This window comes from Streptomyces sp. NPDC107454 (genome assembly GCF_055582885.1).
Map to the genome: position 1 here is coordinate 80344 of NZ_JBVJPA010000017.1, position 14865 is coordinate 95208.

Below are 14865 nucleotides of genomic sequence, written 5' to 3' on the forward strand. Positions count from 1 at the left end.
GGCTCAGGCGACGGTGCCGACGGTCGTCGGCCCAGCGGCACGGACGGTGACCTCGTGGGCGTCGCTCACATTGTCCGCACGGACCGGGTTACGGCGCGAGGCGAGCACGATGAACGCGGCGACGGCGGCGGCGCACAGGGCGATCACCACGGTGCCGAAGGTGCCGCCGTGTTTCACCACGCTCGCCGAGACCCCGCCCACCAGCGCGGCGGCGGGCAGCGTGACCAGCCAGGCGATCACCATGCGGCCCGCCGTGCCCCAGCGGACCTCGGCCAGCCGCCTGCCCAGGCCGGCGCCGAGGATGCCGCCGGAGCAGACCTGTGTGGTGGAGAGCGCGAAACCCAGGTGGGCGGAGGTGAGGATCACGGTGGTGGCGGCGGCCTCGGCCGCGAAGCCCTGGGGCGACTGGATGTCGGTGAGCCCCCTGCCCATCGTGCGGATGATCCGCCAGCCGCCGAGGTAGGTGCCCAGTCCGATGGCGAGACCGGCGGACGCGATCACCCACACCGGGGGACCGGCGTCGTGACCGAGCGCCCCCGCCGAGATCAGCGTCAGCGTGATGACGCCCATCGTCTTCTGGGCGTCGTTCGTGCCGTGCGCCAGGGAGACGAGCGAGGCCGAGGCGATCTGGCCGAGGCGGAAGCCCTTGGTCACCGAGTCCTGGCGGGCCCGTGCGGTGATCTTGTATGCGAGATAGGTGGCCAGCAGCGCCGCGACGCCCGCCACGACCGGCGAGGCCACGGCCGGGATCAGCACCTTCTCGACCACCTTGTCGACGTGCACGCCGTGCTCGCCCGCGCCGACCCAGACCGCCCCGATCAGTCCGCCGAACAGGGCGTGCGACGAACTGGAGGGCAGCCCGAGCAGCCAGGTCAGCAGATTCCAGAGAATCGCGCCGACCAGGCCCGCGAAGATCATTCCTGGGGTGACCAGGGTGTCGTCCACGATGCCGCCCGAGATGGTCTTGGCGACCTCGGTGGACAGGAACGCTCCGCCGATGTTCAGGACGCCGCTGATGAGGACCGCTGTTCTCGGCTTCAGTGCCCCGGTGGCGATGGACGTGGCCATCGCGTTCGCCGTGTCGTGGAATCCGTTGGTGAAATCGAAGGCCAGCGCCGTGACGATGACGACCGCCACGAGGAACGTGATGTGGTCCATCCCCTCATGGAAGCGAGCGCAGTCGTACGCCGGGCGAACCGGAGGCGAAGGCGGTGTGAGCCGGAGTGAAGGTGACGGCAGGGGGAGCGGGCCGCGACGCGGTTGGCTCGGGGAACGGTCGGTGTGCGGTGGCTGAAACTCGTCCTGCGCGCGGTACCCGTCCTCTGCTCGCTCGGTCCCGTCCTATGCGCGGCCGCAGTCGGGGCACAGGCCCCGGTAGGTCACCTCGACATCGGAGACGGTGAAGCCGAACCGCTCGGAGGCGGGCAGGTCGGACAGGGGGTCGCCGTGGGGGTGGACGTCCCGGACGGCGCCGCAGCCCGAGCACACCAGGTGCTGGTGGGGGTGGTGGGCGTTCGGGTCGTAGCGCTTGGCGCGGCCGTCGGTGGCCACCTCGATCACCTCACCGAGCGAAACGAGCTCGCCGAGGGTGTTGTAGACGGTCGCGCGGGAGATCTCCGGCAACCGGGCGGTGGCACGTGCGAGCACCTCGTCCGCGGTGAGGTGCACGTGCTCGCCGTCGAGTACCTCGGCGACCACCCGGCGCTGGGCGGTCATCCGCCAGCCGCGTCCGCGAAGTCGTTCGAGCAGGTCACTCATGCTCACCAGCCTCATCATGCATCGTCCGACGAATGAATCCGTACGGGTCTGGTTCTCGTATTGACTTGGACTGGGTCCATCGTAGGATCAGTTCTGGCGACAGCCAAGGGACCGGACAACAGCAGGGAAAGGCACGTGACGTTCAGAAGAAGGGTGGAGCTCGCCCACTTCGGTCGCGAGCGCACCCCCGAGCCCGGCAGCCCGACCCGGTTCGAGCGACGCGTCGGCGACTGCCACCACTACGTCATGCGCCGGTCGTACGGTGTCGTCGACGACGTCCCCAGGGGTCAGTGCCCCGGCTGTTTCGACTGTTTCGACCGACTGTTCCACCGCCCGCAGTTCCTGAGCACAGTGATCCGCCCCGTCCGGAAGGATTCCCATGTCCGAGAACCATGATGCAATCGTCACCGATGCGAAGTCGGAGGGCGCAGGTGGCTGCCCCGTCGCGCACGGGCGCGCCGCGCATCCGACCCAGGGCGGCGGAAACCGCCAGTGGTGGCCGGAGCGGCTCAACCTGAAGATCCTGGCCAAGAACCCCGCCGTCGCGAACCCCCTCGGTGAGGAGTTCGACTACGCCGAGGCGTTCGAGACCCTGGACCTGGCGGCCGTGAAGCAGGACATCGCCGAGGTGCTGACCACCTCGCAGGACTGGTGGCCGGCCGACTTCGGCAACTACGGCCCGTTCATGATCCGGATGGCCTGGCACAGTGCGGGCACCTACCGCATCAGCGACGGCCGTGGCGGCGCCGGCACCGGCCAGCAGCGCTTCGCGCCCCTCAACAGCTGGCCGGACAACGGCAACCTCGACAAGGCCCGCCGCCTGCTGTGGCCGGTCAAGAAGAAGTACGGCCAGAGCCTCTCCTGGGCCGACCTCATGATCCTCACCGGCAACGTGGCCCTGGAGCAGATGGGCTTCGAGACCTTCGGCTTCGCCGGCGGCCGCGCGGACGTCTGGGAGTCCGAGGAGGACGTGTACTGGGGCCCCGAGACCACCTGGCTCGACGACCAGCGCTACACCGGCGACCGCGAGCTGGAGAACCCGCTCGGCGCCGTCCAGATGGGCCTCATCTACGTCAACCCCGAGGGCCCCAACGGCAACCCGGACCCGATCGCCGCGGCCCGCGACATCCGTGAGACGTTCCGCCGCATGGCGATGAACGACGAGGAGACGGTCGCCCTCATCGCGGGCGGTCACACCTTCGGCAAGACCCACGGCGCGGGCCCGGCGGAGAGCGTCGGCGCCGACCCCGAGGCCGCCCCGATCGAGGCACAGGGCCTGGGCTGGAAGAGCACGTACGGCACCGGCAAGGGCGCGGACGCCATCACCTCCGGCCTGGAGGTCACCTGGACCACCACGCCCACCCAGTGGAGCAACGGCTTCTTCGACAACCTCTTCGGCTACGAGTGGGAGCTGACCCAGAGCCCCGCCGGCGCCAACCAGTGGAAGCCGAAGGACGGCGCGGGCGAGGGCACCGTCCCGGCCGCCCACGACGCCTCGAAGAAGATCGCCCCGTCGATGCTCACGACGGACCTGTCGCTGCGCTTCGACCCGATCTACGAGCCGATCTCCCGTCGCTTCCACGAGAACCCCGCGGAGTTCGCGGACGCCTTCGCCCGCGCCTGGTACAAGCTGACCCACCGTGACATGGGCCCGAAGTCGCTCTACCTCGGCCCGGAGGTCCCGGAGGAGACCCTGCTGTGGCAGGACCCGCTGCCGGAGGCGGAGGGCGAGGCCATCGGCGCCGACGACGTCACCGCCCTCAAGGCGAAGATCCTCGCCTCGGGTCTGACCGTCCCGCAGCTGGTCTCCGCCGCCTGGGCGTCGGCCTCGACGTTCCGTGGCAGCGACAAGCGCGGCGGCGCCAACGGCGCGCGCATCCGCCTCGAGCCGCAGCGCGGCTGGGAGGCCAACGACCCCGACCAGCTCGCGGCGGTGCTGCGCACGCTGGAGGGCATCCAGCGGGAGTTCAGCACCGGCGCCAAGAAGGTCTCCCTGGCCGACCTGATCGTGCTCGGCGGCAGCGCCGCCGTCGAGAAGGCCGCCAAGGACGCCGGTCACGACATCGAGGTGCCCTTCACCCCGGGCCGCGTCGACGCGACGGAGGAGCACACCGACGCGGAGTCCTTCGCCGCGCTGGAGCCGACCGCCGACGGGTTCCGCAACTACCTCGGCAAGGGCAACCGCCTCCCGGCCGAGTACCTGCTGCTGGACCGCGCGAACCTGCTGACCCTGAGCGCGCCCGAGCTGACGGTCCTCGTCGGTGGCCTGCGCGTCCTGGGCGCCAACCACCAGCAGTCGGCGCACGGTGTCCTCACCGCGAACCCCGGCACGCTGACCAACGACTTCTACGTCAACCTGCTCGACCTGGGCACGACGTGGACGCCGACGTCCGAGGACGCGACCACCTTCGAGGCCCGCGACGACGCCACCGGCGAGGTCAAGTGGACCGGCACCCGTGCCGACCTCGTCTTCGGCTCGAACTCCGAGCTGCGCGCGATCGCCGAGGTCTACGCGGCCGACGACGCCAAGGCGAAGTTCGTGAAGGACTTCGTCGCGGCGTGGGACAAGGTCATGAACCTCGACCGGTTCGACCTGGTCTGATCCTCGCCTGATCATCCAGGACAGGACGTCCAGGCCGACCCGTACCGGTCGGCCTGGACGTCTTTTGGTCCGGTGACCTCCCCCGGCGCCGCGTAAAAACGCTTGCCCCGAGTGTCCCGTCGTCATGAGGATGACGGAATGCCGATCTTCTCCGCCCCCGACGGGACCGAACTGGCCTACCACGTCACGGGCCAGGGAGAGCCGCTGCTCTGTCTGCCCGGTGGGCCCATGCGTGCCTCCGCCTATCTGGGCGACCTCGGCGGGCTGTCGCGGCACCGTCGGCTGTTCCTGCTGGATCTGCGGGGGACCGGTTCCTCCGCAGTGCCGGCCGACCCGGCGACGTACCGCTGCGACCGGCAGGTGCACGACGTCGAGGCATTCCGGGCGCACCTGGGGCTGGAGCGGGTTGATCTCCTCGCCCACTCGGCGGCGGGCGACCTCGCGCTCCTCTACGCGGCCCGGTATCCGGACCGCATCCGCACCCTCACCTCGGTCACCGGGCGCGCCCGGGCCCTCGGTATCGACTTCACCGAGGAGCACCGCCGGGAAGCCGCCGCGCGGCGCGGGGCCGAGCCGTGGTTCGCGGCGGCGTACGACGCCTACGAACGGATCTGGGCGGGCTCGACGGCCGATGCCGACTGGGACGCCGCCGCCCCGTTCTTCTACGGCCGCTGGGACGCGAGCGCGCAGGCGCACGCCGGGACCGAGGTCGAACAGACCAACGAGGAGGCCGCGGACCTGTACGCGTCCGCAGGTGCCTTCGAACCCGCCGTGGCCCGCGCCGCCGTCGCCACGCTGGACGCCCCGGTCCTGCTGCTCGCGGGCGAACTCGACAGTGGCCCACTGCCGCGCGTGGCCGCCACCGTGGCGGAGCTGTTCCCCGAGGGGGAGCTGATCGTCCAGCCGGGGGCCGGCCACCACCCGTGGCTCGACGACCCCCGGCGCTTCACGGAAACGGTGACGGCGTTCCTCGACCGGGCGCGGTGACCGGGCGTGGTCCGGGTGCGGTGACCGGGGTGCGGTGACCGGGGTGCGGTGACCGGGGTGCGGTCACCGCACCCGGCCGGGCTCAGGCCAGTCGCAGGTCGACCCACTCGGCCGTTTCGCCCGGCAGCACATACCGCTCGATCTCGACGAACCCGCGCTGCACGGCGAACCGCAGCCCGTCCTCGTTGGACGCCAGTACGACCGTCTCGATCACGTCCGCGCCCAGCGCCCGTGCCTGCTTCAGCCCGCGCTCGTAGAGCTCCTCACCGAACCCCTGCCGGCGATGTGCGGGCAGGACCCGGGCGATCACCGTGGCCGTCGAGCCGCCGTCCTTGGGCGGACGCACGGTCGAGCAGCCCACCAGGACGTCGCCGAGGTACGCGATCTCCAGGTGGTTGCGCCCGGCCCGCTCACGGACCTCGTCGAGCGAGAGGGCGGCGGGCGGCACGATGACATTGTGGACGTACTGCCAGTCCTTGAGACCGGCCTCGTCGTCCGACTGCTGAAAGGTGAGTGTGGACACCGGAGCAGCAAACCGATCGCCACCACTGGCCGTCAACCGGGTTTGCCCCGAAGCGGCTCGCCGTGCTGACGTCGCTCAGCCGAGGCGCGGGATCTCGATGGCGGGGCAGCGGTCCATGACCATGTCGAGTCCGGCGGCGCGGGTACGGCCGTACGCGCCCTCGTCGAGGACTCCGAGCTGGAACCAGACGGCCTTGGCACCGACGGCGGCGGCTTCGTCGGCCACGGGCCCCGCGAGGTCGCTGTTGACGAAGACATCGACGACATCGACGTCGAACGGGATCGCGTCCAGCGACGGGTAGCCCTTCTCGCCATGCACGGTCTCCGCCTTCGGGTGCACGGGGACGATCCGCTTGCCGTAGCGCTGGAGGACGTCGGCGACTCCGTACGCCGCCCGCCCCTCGTTGGACGAGAGGCCCACGATCGCCCAGGTGTCGCCGAGTTCGGTGAGGATCTTGCGGATCGTTGCCGGGTCGCCGTACACGGTCGGCCTCCTGGGTCTGGTGTCAAGGACTGTCATGGGCCCGCGTGGCCTGTCATGCGTGCTCAGCCGGAGAACAGCATGAGGCACATGGTGATTCCCCGTGGCGTGGGGCCCTGTCCGCGAGTGACGAGCGGCGGGGGCCCACTGCGGGCATGCTGCCCCTCGTAGGCTGCCCCACCCCCGAGGCCCCAAGGAAGACCATGACCACCATCGCCATCATCGGAGCAGGCCCCGGCCTCGGAGTCGCCGTCGCACGGCGGTTCGGCCGCGAGGGGTTCGACGTCGCCCTCATCACCCGCACCACGGACCGGGCGCAGACCCTCTCCGCCGAGTTGGTGGGCGAGGGTCTGACGGTGCGCGGTTTCGCGGCCGACGTACGCGACCCGAAGGCTCTCGAAGCGGCGCTGGACGCGGCGACCGCGACCCTGGGGCCCATCGAGGTCATGCAGTACAGCCCGGTCCCGCAGCGGGAGTTCATGCGGCCGGTCCTGGAAACCACCCCGGCCGACCTCGTGGGACCGATCGAGTTCTCGGTGTACGGCCCCGTCGTCGCCGTGCACCAGGTACTGCCCGGCATGCGCGCCCTCAGCCGCGGCACCATCCTCCTCGTCAACGGCGGCACCGCCGCGGTACCCCACCCCGACCGGGCCGGCACCTCCCTCGCCTTCGCCGCCGAGAGCGCCTACGGACACCTGTTGCACGGCGCGCTCGCCGACGAGGGCATCCATGTCGCGCAACTCGTCATCCCCGGCGCGATCAGCCCCGGACATCCCAGGAAGGATCCCGCCGTGCTCGCGGAGGCCCTCTGGAACATCCATCAGGACCGGCACGGCTACCGGCACTTCGCCGACGACCTCGACTCCTGAGGGGCGGGGCCCGAGCGGCCCTCACGACCTTTCGGCCTCACTCGATATTGCTTGACTTATGCAAGTAGACGTTAGAGTCGTCCCATGTCGACACCACCGCCCAGACCAGCAGATCCCGCGCTGACGGACGTGGCCGAGATCGAGCGTGCGCTCACCCGTATCTCGTATCTGACCAGCAGGGTTCGTCAGCATGAGCGCCTCATGGCGCTGGCCGGACTGCCGCTGGACCGGGCCGCCGTGGCGCTGCTGCGGCAGGTCGCCGACTCCGGCTCGTTGCGGCCCAGTGAGCTGGCGAACCTGCTGTCCGTCGAGGCGTCCCACGTGACCCGGCAGGTGCAGCAGCTGGAGAAGACCGGCTATCTGACGCGCGTCCCGGATCCGAACGACCGCCGGGCCCAGCGCATCGAACTCACGCCGGCCGGCCGGGACGCGGTCGACCGCGTGCGGGAGGTGAGCTGCCGAGGCATGTCGGTCGCGTTGGCGGACTGGTCGCCGGGAGACCTGGAGCGGCTCGCCACGCTGTGCCATCGGCTGGCCGACGACTTCTTCGCACATGCGGAGGACGAGATCGACCCGCTGCCCGAGGTTCCTCGCAAGGCCTGACGGCGGGGGGTGCGGGCCTGCGCGGGGGCCGTGCCCGGGGGACGCGGAAGCGGTGCCCCGGCGGGCACGCGGGCCGTTTCCGCCCACAACGCTGTTGCGGTCCTCGGGCCCGATTCGCGCTCCTGGGTCCGACTTCTCGGCGCCGCCGGTCACCCGGTCGAGCCTCGGCGCCGCCGGTCGGTGGCGCTTGCTGTACGTCGCTGCCCGCCGCCCCTCAGGACCCCGTACCGTCAGCGGTTCCTGGGCAGCCTGAGGTGGCGCTCCGCGATGATCTCGCGGAGGATCTCGCTGGTCCCGCCGTAGATGGTGCCGACCACCGCCGCCCGGAAGCCCTCCTCGAACCTGCCGCCCGCGGGGGCGCCGGCCGCGTCCGGGGCCAGTACGCCCTCGGGGCCCAGGATGTCGAGGATGTCGCTGGAGTGGCGCTGCGCGGCCTCCGTGGCGAACAGCTTCCACATCGACCCCTCGACACCGGGGAGGTCGCCCTTCTGGGCGCGCCACCGGTTGCGCAGGGCGAGCAGGCGGGTGACCTCCTCGTCGACCGCCATCCTGCCGATCCGCTCGGCGGCCAGCGGGTCGTCGAGGACCGTCGTCCCGTCGGGGCGTCGCGCGGTGCGTGCCCAGGCGGCCAGATCCCTGACCAGGGAAGCGCCGTCCGAGCCGGGGCTGGACGCGGAGCGTTCGTGGACCAGCGCCACGTGCATGACGCCCCACCCGCCGTCGACCCCGCCGAGGCGTGCGGAGTCCGGGACCCGCACGTCGGCGTAGAACGTGGCGTTGGTGCGCTGCCCGCCGAGCGTGTGGATCGGCTGGATGTCGTACCCGGCGCTGTCGGTCGGCACGAGGAACATCGACAGCCCCTTGTGCTTGGGAACGTCCGGACTGGTGCGGGCCAGCACGAACACATGGCTGCACAGCTGGGCGGTGCTGGTGAACATCTTCTGGCCGTTGATGACCCACTCGTCGCCGTCCCGGACCGCGGTGGTCTTCGCCGCCGCGACGTCCGAGCCGGAGTCCGGCTCGCTGTAGCCCAGGGCGATCAGCCTGTCGCCGCGGAGCGCGGCCGGGATGTACTCACGCTTCTGCTCCTCGGTTCCCACGTGCTCGATGGTGCGCAGCACCATGGACGTCGTGGACCAGCCGTCGGAGGCGAGCCCCCTGCGGCCGAGTTCGTCGAACACGGCCCGGGCGAAGCCGGGATCGACCCCGCTCCCGCCGTACTCGGGCGCCCAGTCGGCCGCGAGGATCCCGTCGCGCGCGAGCAGGGTGTGCAGCTCGGCCGTCTGATGCGTGCCGGAGCGGCGCTGTTCCTCCCCCCACTCCGGTCGCACATGGGCCTCGACCCAGGCGCAGGCTGCCTCGCGGTGCGAGGCCAGTTCGTCGAATTCGCGGAAGTCCATCGTCAGCCCGCTCTCTCTGCCGGTGCCGGTGCCGGTGCCTGGGCCTGTCTCGCGCCGAAGACGCGGTGCGCGAGCCGCGCGTACGCCGCGCGGGAGTCGCCCGCGACGAGTGACCAGGCCTTGGCCCGCCGGAAGTAGAGCTGGATGTCGTACTCCAGCGTGTAGCCGTATCCGCCGTGGAAGTGCAGGACCTCCGACGCCGTCTTGTGGGCGGTTTCCGCGGCGAACAGAAAGGCCATGGTCGCCGAGGTGTCGGCCGTCGGCAGGTTCTCGTCCTGGGCCCAGGCCGCCTCGTAGGCCAGCAGGCGGGCGCCGTCGAGGGCGACCGCGTTGTCGGCCAGGCGGTGCTGGATGGTCTGGAACGTGCCGATGAGCACGCCGAACGCCTTGCGTTGCATCACGTAGTCGACGCCGATGTCGAGGGCCTTCGAGCCGAGGCCGAAGAGCGCCGCGCCGGTCAGCAGTTCCCACCGGCTCAGGGCGCGGCGATAGGCGCGGAGGGCGGCCGGTCCGCGCGCCAGCACCAGGGCGTGTTCCGTGTCGATGGGGCAGTCGGCGAGCGGAAGCGCCCCGAGATTGTGGACGGCCCCGCCCGGCGCGGCGGGGCCGCGGTCCGGCTGCCGGAGCAGGAGGAGTTCGTCACCCCGCAGGACGGCCACGAGATCGGCCACCGCGCCCGCCGGCACCAGCCGCGCGAGGTCGCCCGTCGCCGGGCGCAGGGCCAGGGTCGCCAGGAGCTCGCCCGCGACGGCGCGTGCGGTGAGGGACTCCAGGCGGGCATCCGGCGCGCCGGCCGACGACGAGCCCCTGCCGGGCAGCGGCGAACCTCCGTCGGACAGCGATGCGGTGTCGGACAGCGATGCGATGAGGTCGTTCGCCACCGCCGCCTCGATCAGGGGCACCGGAGCCAGGGACTGCCCGAGGCACTCCGCCGCGATGGCCAGTTCCACGAAACCGGCTCCGCCGCCACCGAGGTGCTCGGGTACGGCGATCGCGGCGAGTCCCAGGTCGACGACCTTCCGCCACAGCGCCGCGTCGAACCCGAGTGGCTCCGCCGCCCGTACGGCCGCGGTGGACGACTCCTTCTCGAAGAACGTGCGCAACGTGTCGCGAAGCGCACTCTGGTCGTCCGTGAAGTCCAGGTCCACGAGTCGTGCCCCCTAGTGAGTGATATAAGTCACATTCTCCAATTCTGGCATACGGCATTCTCGCTCACGGTGGGGCGCTGTGGCCAGGGGGTCGACATGCGGGCCGGGCTCGCTCACTCCGGGGGCCGTGAGGCCTGTACGAGTCCGCACCGGTAGGCGATGACGACCAGTTGAGCCCGGTCGCGGGCGTGGAGTTTGGTCATGGCGCGGTGCACATGGGTGCGGACGGTCAGCGGGCTGACGACGAGTTCCTCGGCGATCTCGTCGTTGGACCTTCCCTCGGCCGCCAGCGCGGTCACCTCTCGCTCGCGGGCGGTGAGAGCCGCCGGCCGTCCGGGAAGCGCCGGCTGGGCACCGGGAGCGGGGGAGGCGAGGAACCGGGTGACCAGGGTGCGGGTGGCCCGGGGGGAGAGCAGCGCGTCGCCCGCCGCCACGGTACGGATGCCGCTCAGGAGTTCGTCCGCGGTGACGTCCTTGCCGAGGAAGCCGCTGGCTCCGGCGCGCAGGGACCGGGCCACGTCCTCGTCGGTCTCGAACGTCGTGAGGATGAGGACGCGGGTGGTGGAGAGGCCGGGGTCGGCGCAGATGGTGGCGGTGGCGGTGAGCCCGTCGGCCTCCGGCATACGGATGTCCATGAGGACGACGTCGGGGCGATGGGTACGCGCGAGTGAGACCGCTGCCCGGCCGTCGGCGGCCTCGTCGACCACTTCCATGTCGGAGCAGGAGTCGATCAGGATGCGGAACGTCGCCCGCAGCAGGGCTTGGTCGTCGGCGAGCAGGACACGGATGGTCATGGGGATGAGGTCCTCTTCCGGGCCGAAGAAGGGTGAGGAGGCGGGATCTCCGAGGTCGACGGCCTGTTGTCCGTCGGGATCAACCCTCCCGTCCCCCGGCCGCGCCCACGAGAGAGTGATCTCCCGAACCTCTGGTGCAGTGGGCTACACCCCCCGGGGTGGAACCACCACCTCCCGTACGCGGGACGGCAGGGGCAGCTCGCGTGTCCGGAATGGGTCCGACCTCCCTGCGCCCGGGCTCCCGCCCGCCTACGCTCGCTCCGTGCTGCGTATCACCGACGCCCGAACGGGCGAGCCCATCGACGCCGTCCCTGCCCGCCGGAGCCTGACCCGCGTCGAGGCGCACGTGGAGCGGGACGATCTGTCCGCCCTACGGGTGCTGCTGGTCGCCGACGTGCTCGCCAGGACCCTGGAACTCGGTGGGACCCCCGTCGTCACGGTGGCCGACCCGCCCCCGGAGCTCCGGGCGCGCGCCGACGCGCTCGGCATCCGCCGGGCAGAGGGCGACCGGAGCGGTGCGGGCCCGGCCCTGCATGTGCTCGCGCCCGACGCCACCACCGTGGCAGGCATCCGCATCGAGGTCGCCCCGGTGCACGGCACGGCCGACCCGGCGCTGCTGAGGATGGTCCTGCTCGCGGCCCCACGCCGACAGTCCGTCGACCTCGCCGCCGCCGACCTCGACGGCGCCCGCGAGACGCTCGCGCGCTGGCGCAAGTCCGTCGCGACCTGGGCCACCCGGCCGTCCAGGCCCGTCCCCGAGCGCGTACGCCAGGAACTGCGCGCCGCGTGGGAGGACGACCTCGACGTACCCGCCGTACTCGAGGTGCTGCGGCGCGTCGAGCACGCGGACGACGTGCCGGACGGCGCCCGCTTCGAGACGTACGCCTACGCCGACCGTCTCCTCGGGCTCGAACTCACGCGTGACATCGGGGCGCAGCGGTGATCGCGCGCGCCGGAGCGGGCCCGCTGCGCAGACTCGTCGTCCTGAGGCACGCCAAGTCGGCATGGCCCACGGGTGTCGCCGACCACGAGCGGCCCCTCGCCCCACGCGGCCGCCGTGACGCCCCGGCCGCCGGACGCGCCCTCGCCGAGGCGGACTGTCTGCCGGACCTCGCCCTGTGCTCCACCGCCGTACGCGCCCGCCAGACCTGGGAGTTGGCGGCCCGGCAGTGGGGCACCCCGCCGCCCGTACGGTTCGACCGGCGGCTGTACGGCGCCGGGGTACCGGAGTTGCTGGCGGTCCTGCACGAAGTCCCCGACCAGATCAGGACGTTGCTGCTGATCGGGCACAACCCCGGGGTGGAGGAACTCGTGCTCGAACTGGCCGGGGACAGCCTCGACGACGCGCTGGACGACGTACGGACGAAGTTCCCGACCTCCGCGACGGCGGTCCTCGCCTGGCACGGGGACTCCTGGGACGCACTCGCGCCGGGCACGGCGCTGCTGACGGGCATGACCGTGCCGCGGGGCAAGAAGAAGGAATGAGGAGGAAGGGCTAGCCCACGTGGATCCGGGGCCTGCGCTCGGGGTCCGGCTCGGCGCGGCGCAGCACTTCGCGGGTGACCGGGGCGACCTCGCCGTCGCCGAAGACGAGGAAGCGGACCAGGTGGCTGAGGGGGTTGCCCTCGGTCCAGTTGAAGTAGGCGTGCGGGACCTGGCCGGTGCGGTCGCGCAGCCGCATCATGACGGCCGCGATGGTGTTGGGCACGGTCGCGCCCTCGACGCGCAGCCTGCGCACCCCGTGCTTCTCGTCGCCGTGCACGGTCAGGTCGGCGGTGAAGTCCGAGGAGTCGGTCACGAACACCTCCAGGAACAGCACGGGACGGCCGTCCGGGATGTGCGTCTGCTCGCGCTGGCTGTACTCCTTGGCGCGGTACTCCCGGGTGCTGTGCTCGTGCGGCTCGTTCGCGATCAGCCGCAGCGGTCCGCTCGCCGCGGCCTCGTCGACGAAACGGGCCGCGGCCTCGTCGAACGTCACCTCGGCGGCGCGCAGTTCGAAGGCGCGGCGCACCCGCGAGGCGAACGAGGTGATCAGGATCGCCAGGATGAAGATCAGTGCGATCTTGATGCCGTCGGGGCGTTCGATGACGTTGGTGACCAGGGTGTAGCCGAAGACCGCGGTGATCGCGCCGAAGCCGATCGCGGCGGCGCGGTGGCCCCGCTGGTGCACGGCGACCGCCGAGGCGAAGGACGCGGAGAGCATCAGGACCAGCACACCGGTCGCGTACGCGCCGCTCTGGTCGTCGACGTTCGCGTTGAACCACAGCGTGATGAGGACCGCGGCCGCCATGAAGACGAGCACGAGGGGGCGGACGGCGCGCGTCCACTCGGGGGCCATGCCGTAGCGCGGCAGGTAGCGCGGGACGAGGTTGAGGAGACCGGCGAGTGCGGAGGCACCCGCGAACCAGAGGATCGCGATGGTCGAGAGGTCGTAGACCGTGCCGAACGCCTCGCCCAGGTGCTGGTGGGCCAGGTAGGCGAGGGCACGGCCGTTCGCCGAACCGCCGCTCTTGAACTCGTCCTGGGGGATCAGGATCGTCGTCGCCAGGCTGGACAACAGCAGGAAACAGCTCATGATCACGGCGGCCGTGGTGAGCAGCCTGCGGGTCTCGCGGATGCGGCCCGTCGGCTTCTCGTGCGTGTCCGTCGGGTCGCCCTCGACCTGCGGCATCACCGCCACGCCCGTCTCGAAGCCGGACATGCCGAGCGCCAGCTTCGGGAAGACGAGGAGCGCCACGCCGATCATGGCGAGTGGTGAGGAGTGTGCGGCCGTCATCGCGTCGGTCCAGTCGCCGATCTTCACCGGGTGGCTGAGCACCTGCCAGGCGGAGACGGCCAGAACGACGACATTGAGGGTGAGATAGGTGGCCACGAGCGCCACCGCGATCCCGATGGCCTCCTTGAAGCCCTTCAGGAAGACCGCGCCGAGCGCGGCTATGAGAAGGAGGGTGATCCAGGTGTTCCCACCGTGCATCCAGTGCGGAGCGAAAGGATTCTCCACGACGTGTGCGGAGGCGTCCGCTCCGGACAGGGTGATCGTGATCAAGAAGTCGGTGGCCGCGAAGCCGAGCAGCACCAGGACGAAGATCTTCCCGGCCCACCAGGGCAGCAGCCGCTCCAGCATCGCGATCGAACCCTCGCCGTTCGGGCTCTCCTTGGCGACGCGACGGTAGACCGGCAGTGCGCCGAGCAGGGTGAGCCCGATCAGGACGAGGGTCGCGAGCGGGGAGAGCAGTCCGGCGGCGAGGGCCGCGATACCCGGCTGGTAACCCAGCGTGGAGAAGTAGTCGACGCCGGTGAGGCACATCACCCGCCACCATTTGTGGCCCTGGTGCTCGGCGTCCGGGGTGGCGTGCGGGCCGGGGTGCTTGGCCGACTGCTCGCTGAGTCCCTCCAGAAGCCACGCCCGCCAGCGCGGCGCGGCTGCGGAGGGCTCCCGTTCGAGGGGCTCCGCGGAGTCCGAACTGTCCACCTGGGTGCCGGTCATGCTGCGATCTCCCTGCGATCGGTCGGGCCGGCGATCCGGCTTCGGGCAACGAGGAGCGAGTATCCACCACCCCGCCCCACGCACCTGAGCCGGGTCCGGACGTCCGGAGGGGCCCCGCCGGGACCGGAGCGACGACGGGCATCGGCCGCGGGGCGACACGGGTTGTCCGCGTGGTGACGGGGTCGTCGTGGTGGTGCCGCCGGGGCGATGGCGT

Annotated in this window: 15 protein-coding genes; 7 read left to right on the forward strand and 8 right to left on the reverse strand. The window is 71.4% G+C overall.

The features are described 5' to 3' along the window. Positions 1-3: 3 nt before the first annotated feature. Together ACZ69M_RS37845 and ACZ69M_RS37850 are read right to left on the reverse strand one after the other, a co-directional pair. A complete protein-coding gene (locus ACZ69M_RS37845) occupies positions 4-1158 on the reverse strand; it encodes an inorganic phosphate transporter (RefSeq protein ID WP_470057184.1) in 1155 nt (384 codons plus the stop codon). 183 nt (positions 1159-1341) lie between these two features. Then, complete coding sequence (locus ACZ69M_RS37850) at positions 1342-1758, reverse strand: Fur family transcriptional regulator (RefSeq protein WP_351695584.1); 417 nt, start codon at positions 1756-1758, stop codon at positions 1342-1344. A 135-nt stretch (positions 1759-1893) separates the two neighbouring features. Between ACZ69M_RS37850 and ACZ69M_RS37855 the strand changes: the two genes are divergently transcribed. The 3 genes from ACZ69M_RS37855 to ACZ69M_RS37865 all read left to right on the forward strand — a co-directional run bounded on the left by ACZ69M_RS37855 (position 1894) and on the right by ACZ69M_RS37865 (position 5347). Further along, positions 1894-2154, forward strand: coding sequence for a hypothetical protein (locus tag ACZ69M_RS37855; protein WP_470057186.1), 261 nt, complete (start codon positions 1894-1896; stop codon positions 2152-2154). Then, positions 2138-4360 carry a catalase/peroxidase HPI gene (katG, locus tag ACZ69M_RS37860; protein WP_470057188.1) on the forward strand — a complete coding sequence of 741 codons (2223 nt, stop codon included), beginning with the start codon at positions 2138-2140 and terminating at the stop codon, positions 4358-4360. The genes ACZ69M_RS37855 and katG overlap by 17 nt, the downstream gene beginning before the upstream one ends. Positions 4361-4498: 138 nt before the next feature. After that, positions 4499-5347, forward strand: coding sequence for an alpha/beta fold hydrolase (locus tag ACZ69M_RS37865; protein WP_470057190.1), 849 nt, complete (start codon positions 4499-4501; stop codon positions 5345-5347). A gap of 82 nt (positions 5348-5429) precedes the next feature. Here ACZ69M_RS37865 and ACZ69M_RS37870 read toward each other — a convergent pair whose 3' ends face one another. Continuing rightward, positions 5430-5870 carry a GNAT family N-acetyltransferase gene (locus ACZ69M_RS37870; protein WP_470057192.1) on the reverse strand — a complete coding sequence of 147 codons (441 nt, stop codon included), beginning with the start codon at positions 5868-5870 and terminating at the stop codon, positions 5430-5432. A 75-nt stretch (positions 5871-5945) separates the two neighbouring features. Further along, on the reverse strand, positions 5946-6353 hold the full coding sequence (locus tag ACZ69M_RS37875) for a CoA-binding protein (protein ID WP_470057194.1): 408 nt from the start codon (positions 6351-6353) through the stop codon (positions 5946-5948). 200 nt (positions 6354-6553) lie between these two features. Here ACZ69M_RS37875 and ACZ69M_RS37880 point away from each other — a divergent pair, with 200 nt between their 5' ends. Then, positions 6554-7219, forward strand: coding sequence for an SDR family NAD(P)-dependent oxidoreductase (locus ACZ69M_RS37880; RefSeq protein WP_470057196.1), 666 nt, complete (start codon positions 6554-6556; stop codon positions 7217-7219). 84 nt (positions 7220-7303) lie between these two features. Beyond that, positions 7304-7822, forward strand: coding sequence for a MarR family winged helix-turn-helix transcriptional regulator (locus ACZ69M_RS37885; RefSeq protein WP_470057198.1), 519 nt, complete (start codon positions 7304-7306; stop codon positions 7820-7822). Positions 7823-8052: 230 nt separating this feature from the next. On the opposite strand, the gene ACZ69M_RS37890 is transcribed toward ACZ69M_RS37885, so the two are convergent. From ACZ69M_RS37890 to ACZ69M_RS37900, 3 genes are all read right to left on the reverse strand, one after another. Further along, positions 8053-9222, reverse strand: coding sequence for an acyl-CoA dehydrogenase family protein (locus ACZ69M_RS37890; RefSeq protein WP_470057200.1), 1170 nt, complete (start codon positions 9220-9222; stop codon positions 8053-8055). A 2-nt stretch (positions 9223-9224) separates the two neighbouring features. Beyond that, positions 9225-10370: an acyl-CoA dehydrogenase family protein gene (locus ACZ69M_RS37895; protein ID WP_470057202.1), complete on the reverse strand. Its 1146-nt coding sequence runs from the start codon at positions 10368-10370 to the stop codon at positions 9225-9227. Between the two features lie 113 nt (positions 10371-10483). After that, positions 10484-11164, reverse strand: a complete 681-nt coding sequence (locus ACZ69M_RS37900; RefSeq protein WP_470057204.1) for a response regulator transcription factor — start codon at positions 11162-11164, stop codon at positions 10484-10486. Between the two features lie 262 nt (positions 11165-11426). On the opposite strand from ACZ69M_RS37900, the gene ACZ69M_RS37905 reads away from it, so the two are divergent. Continuing rightward, on the forward strand, positions 11427-12107 hold the full coding sequence (locus tag ACZ69M_RS37905) for a hypothetical protein (protein ID WP_470057206.1): 681 nt from the start codon (positions 11427-11429) through the stop codon (positions 12105-12107). Beyond that, entirely contained in the window at positions 12104-12649 is a 546-nt protein-coding gene (locus ACZ69M_RS37910; RefSeq protein ID WP_470057208.1) for a SixA phosphatase family protein, read from the forward strand. The genes ACZ69M_RS37905 and ACZ69M_RS37910 overlap by 4 nt, the downstream gene beginning before the upstream one ends. Before the next feature lie 10 nt (positions 12650-12659). On the opposite strand, the gene ACZ69M_RS37915 is transcribed toward ACZ69M_RS37910, so the two are convergent. Continuing rightward, on the reverse strand, positions 12660-14651 hold the full coding sequence (locus ACZ69M_RS37915) for an APC family permease (protein ID WP_470057210.1): 1992 nt from the start codon (positions 14649-14651) through the stop codon (positions 12660-12662). Positions 14652-14865 lie beyond the last annotated feature (214 nt).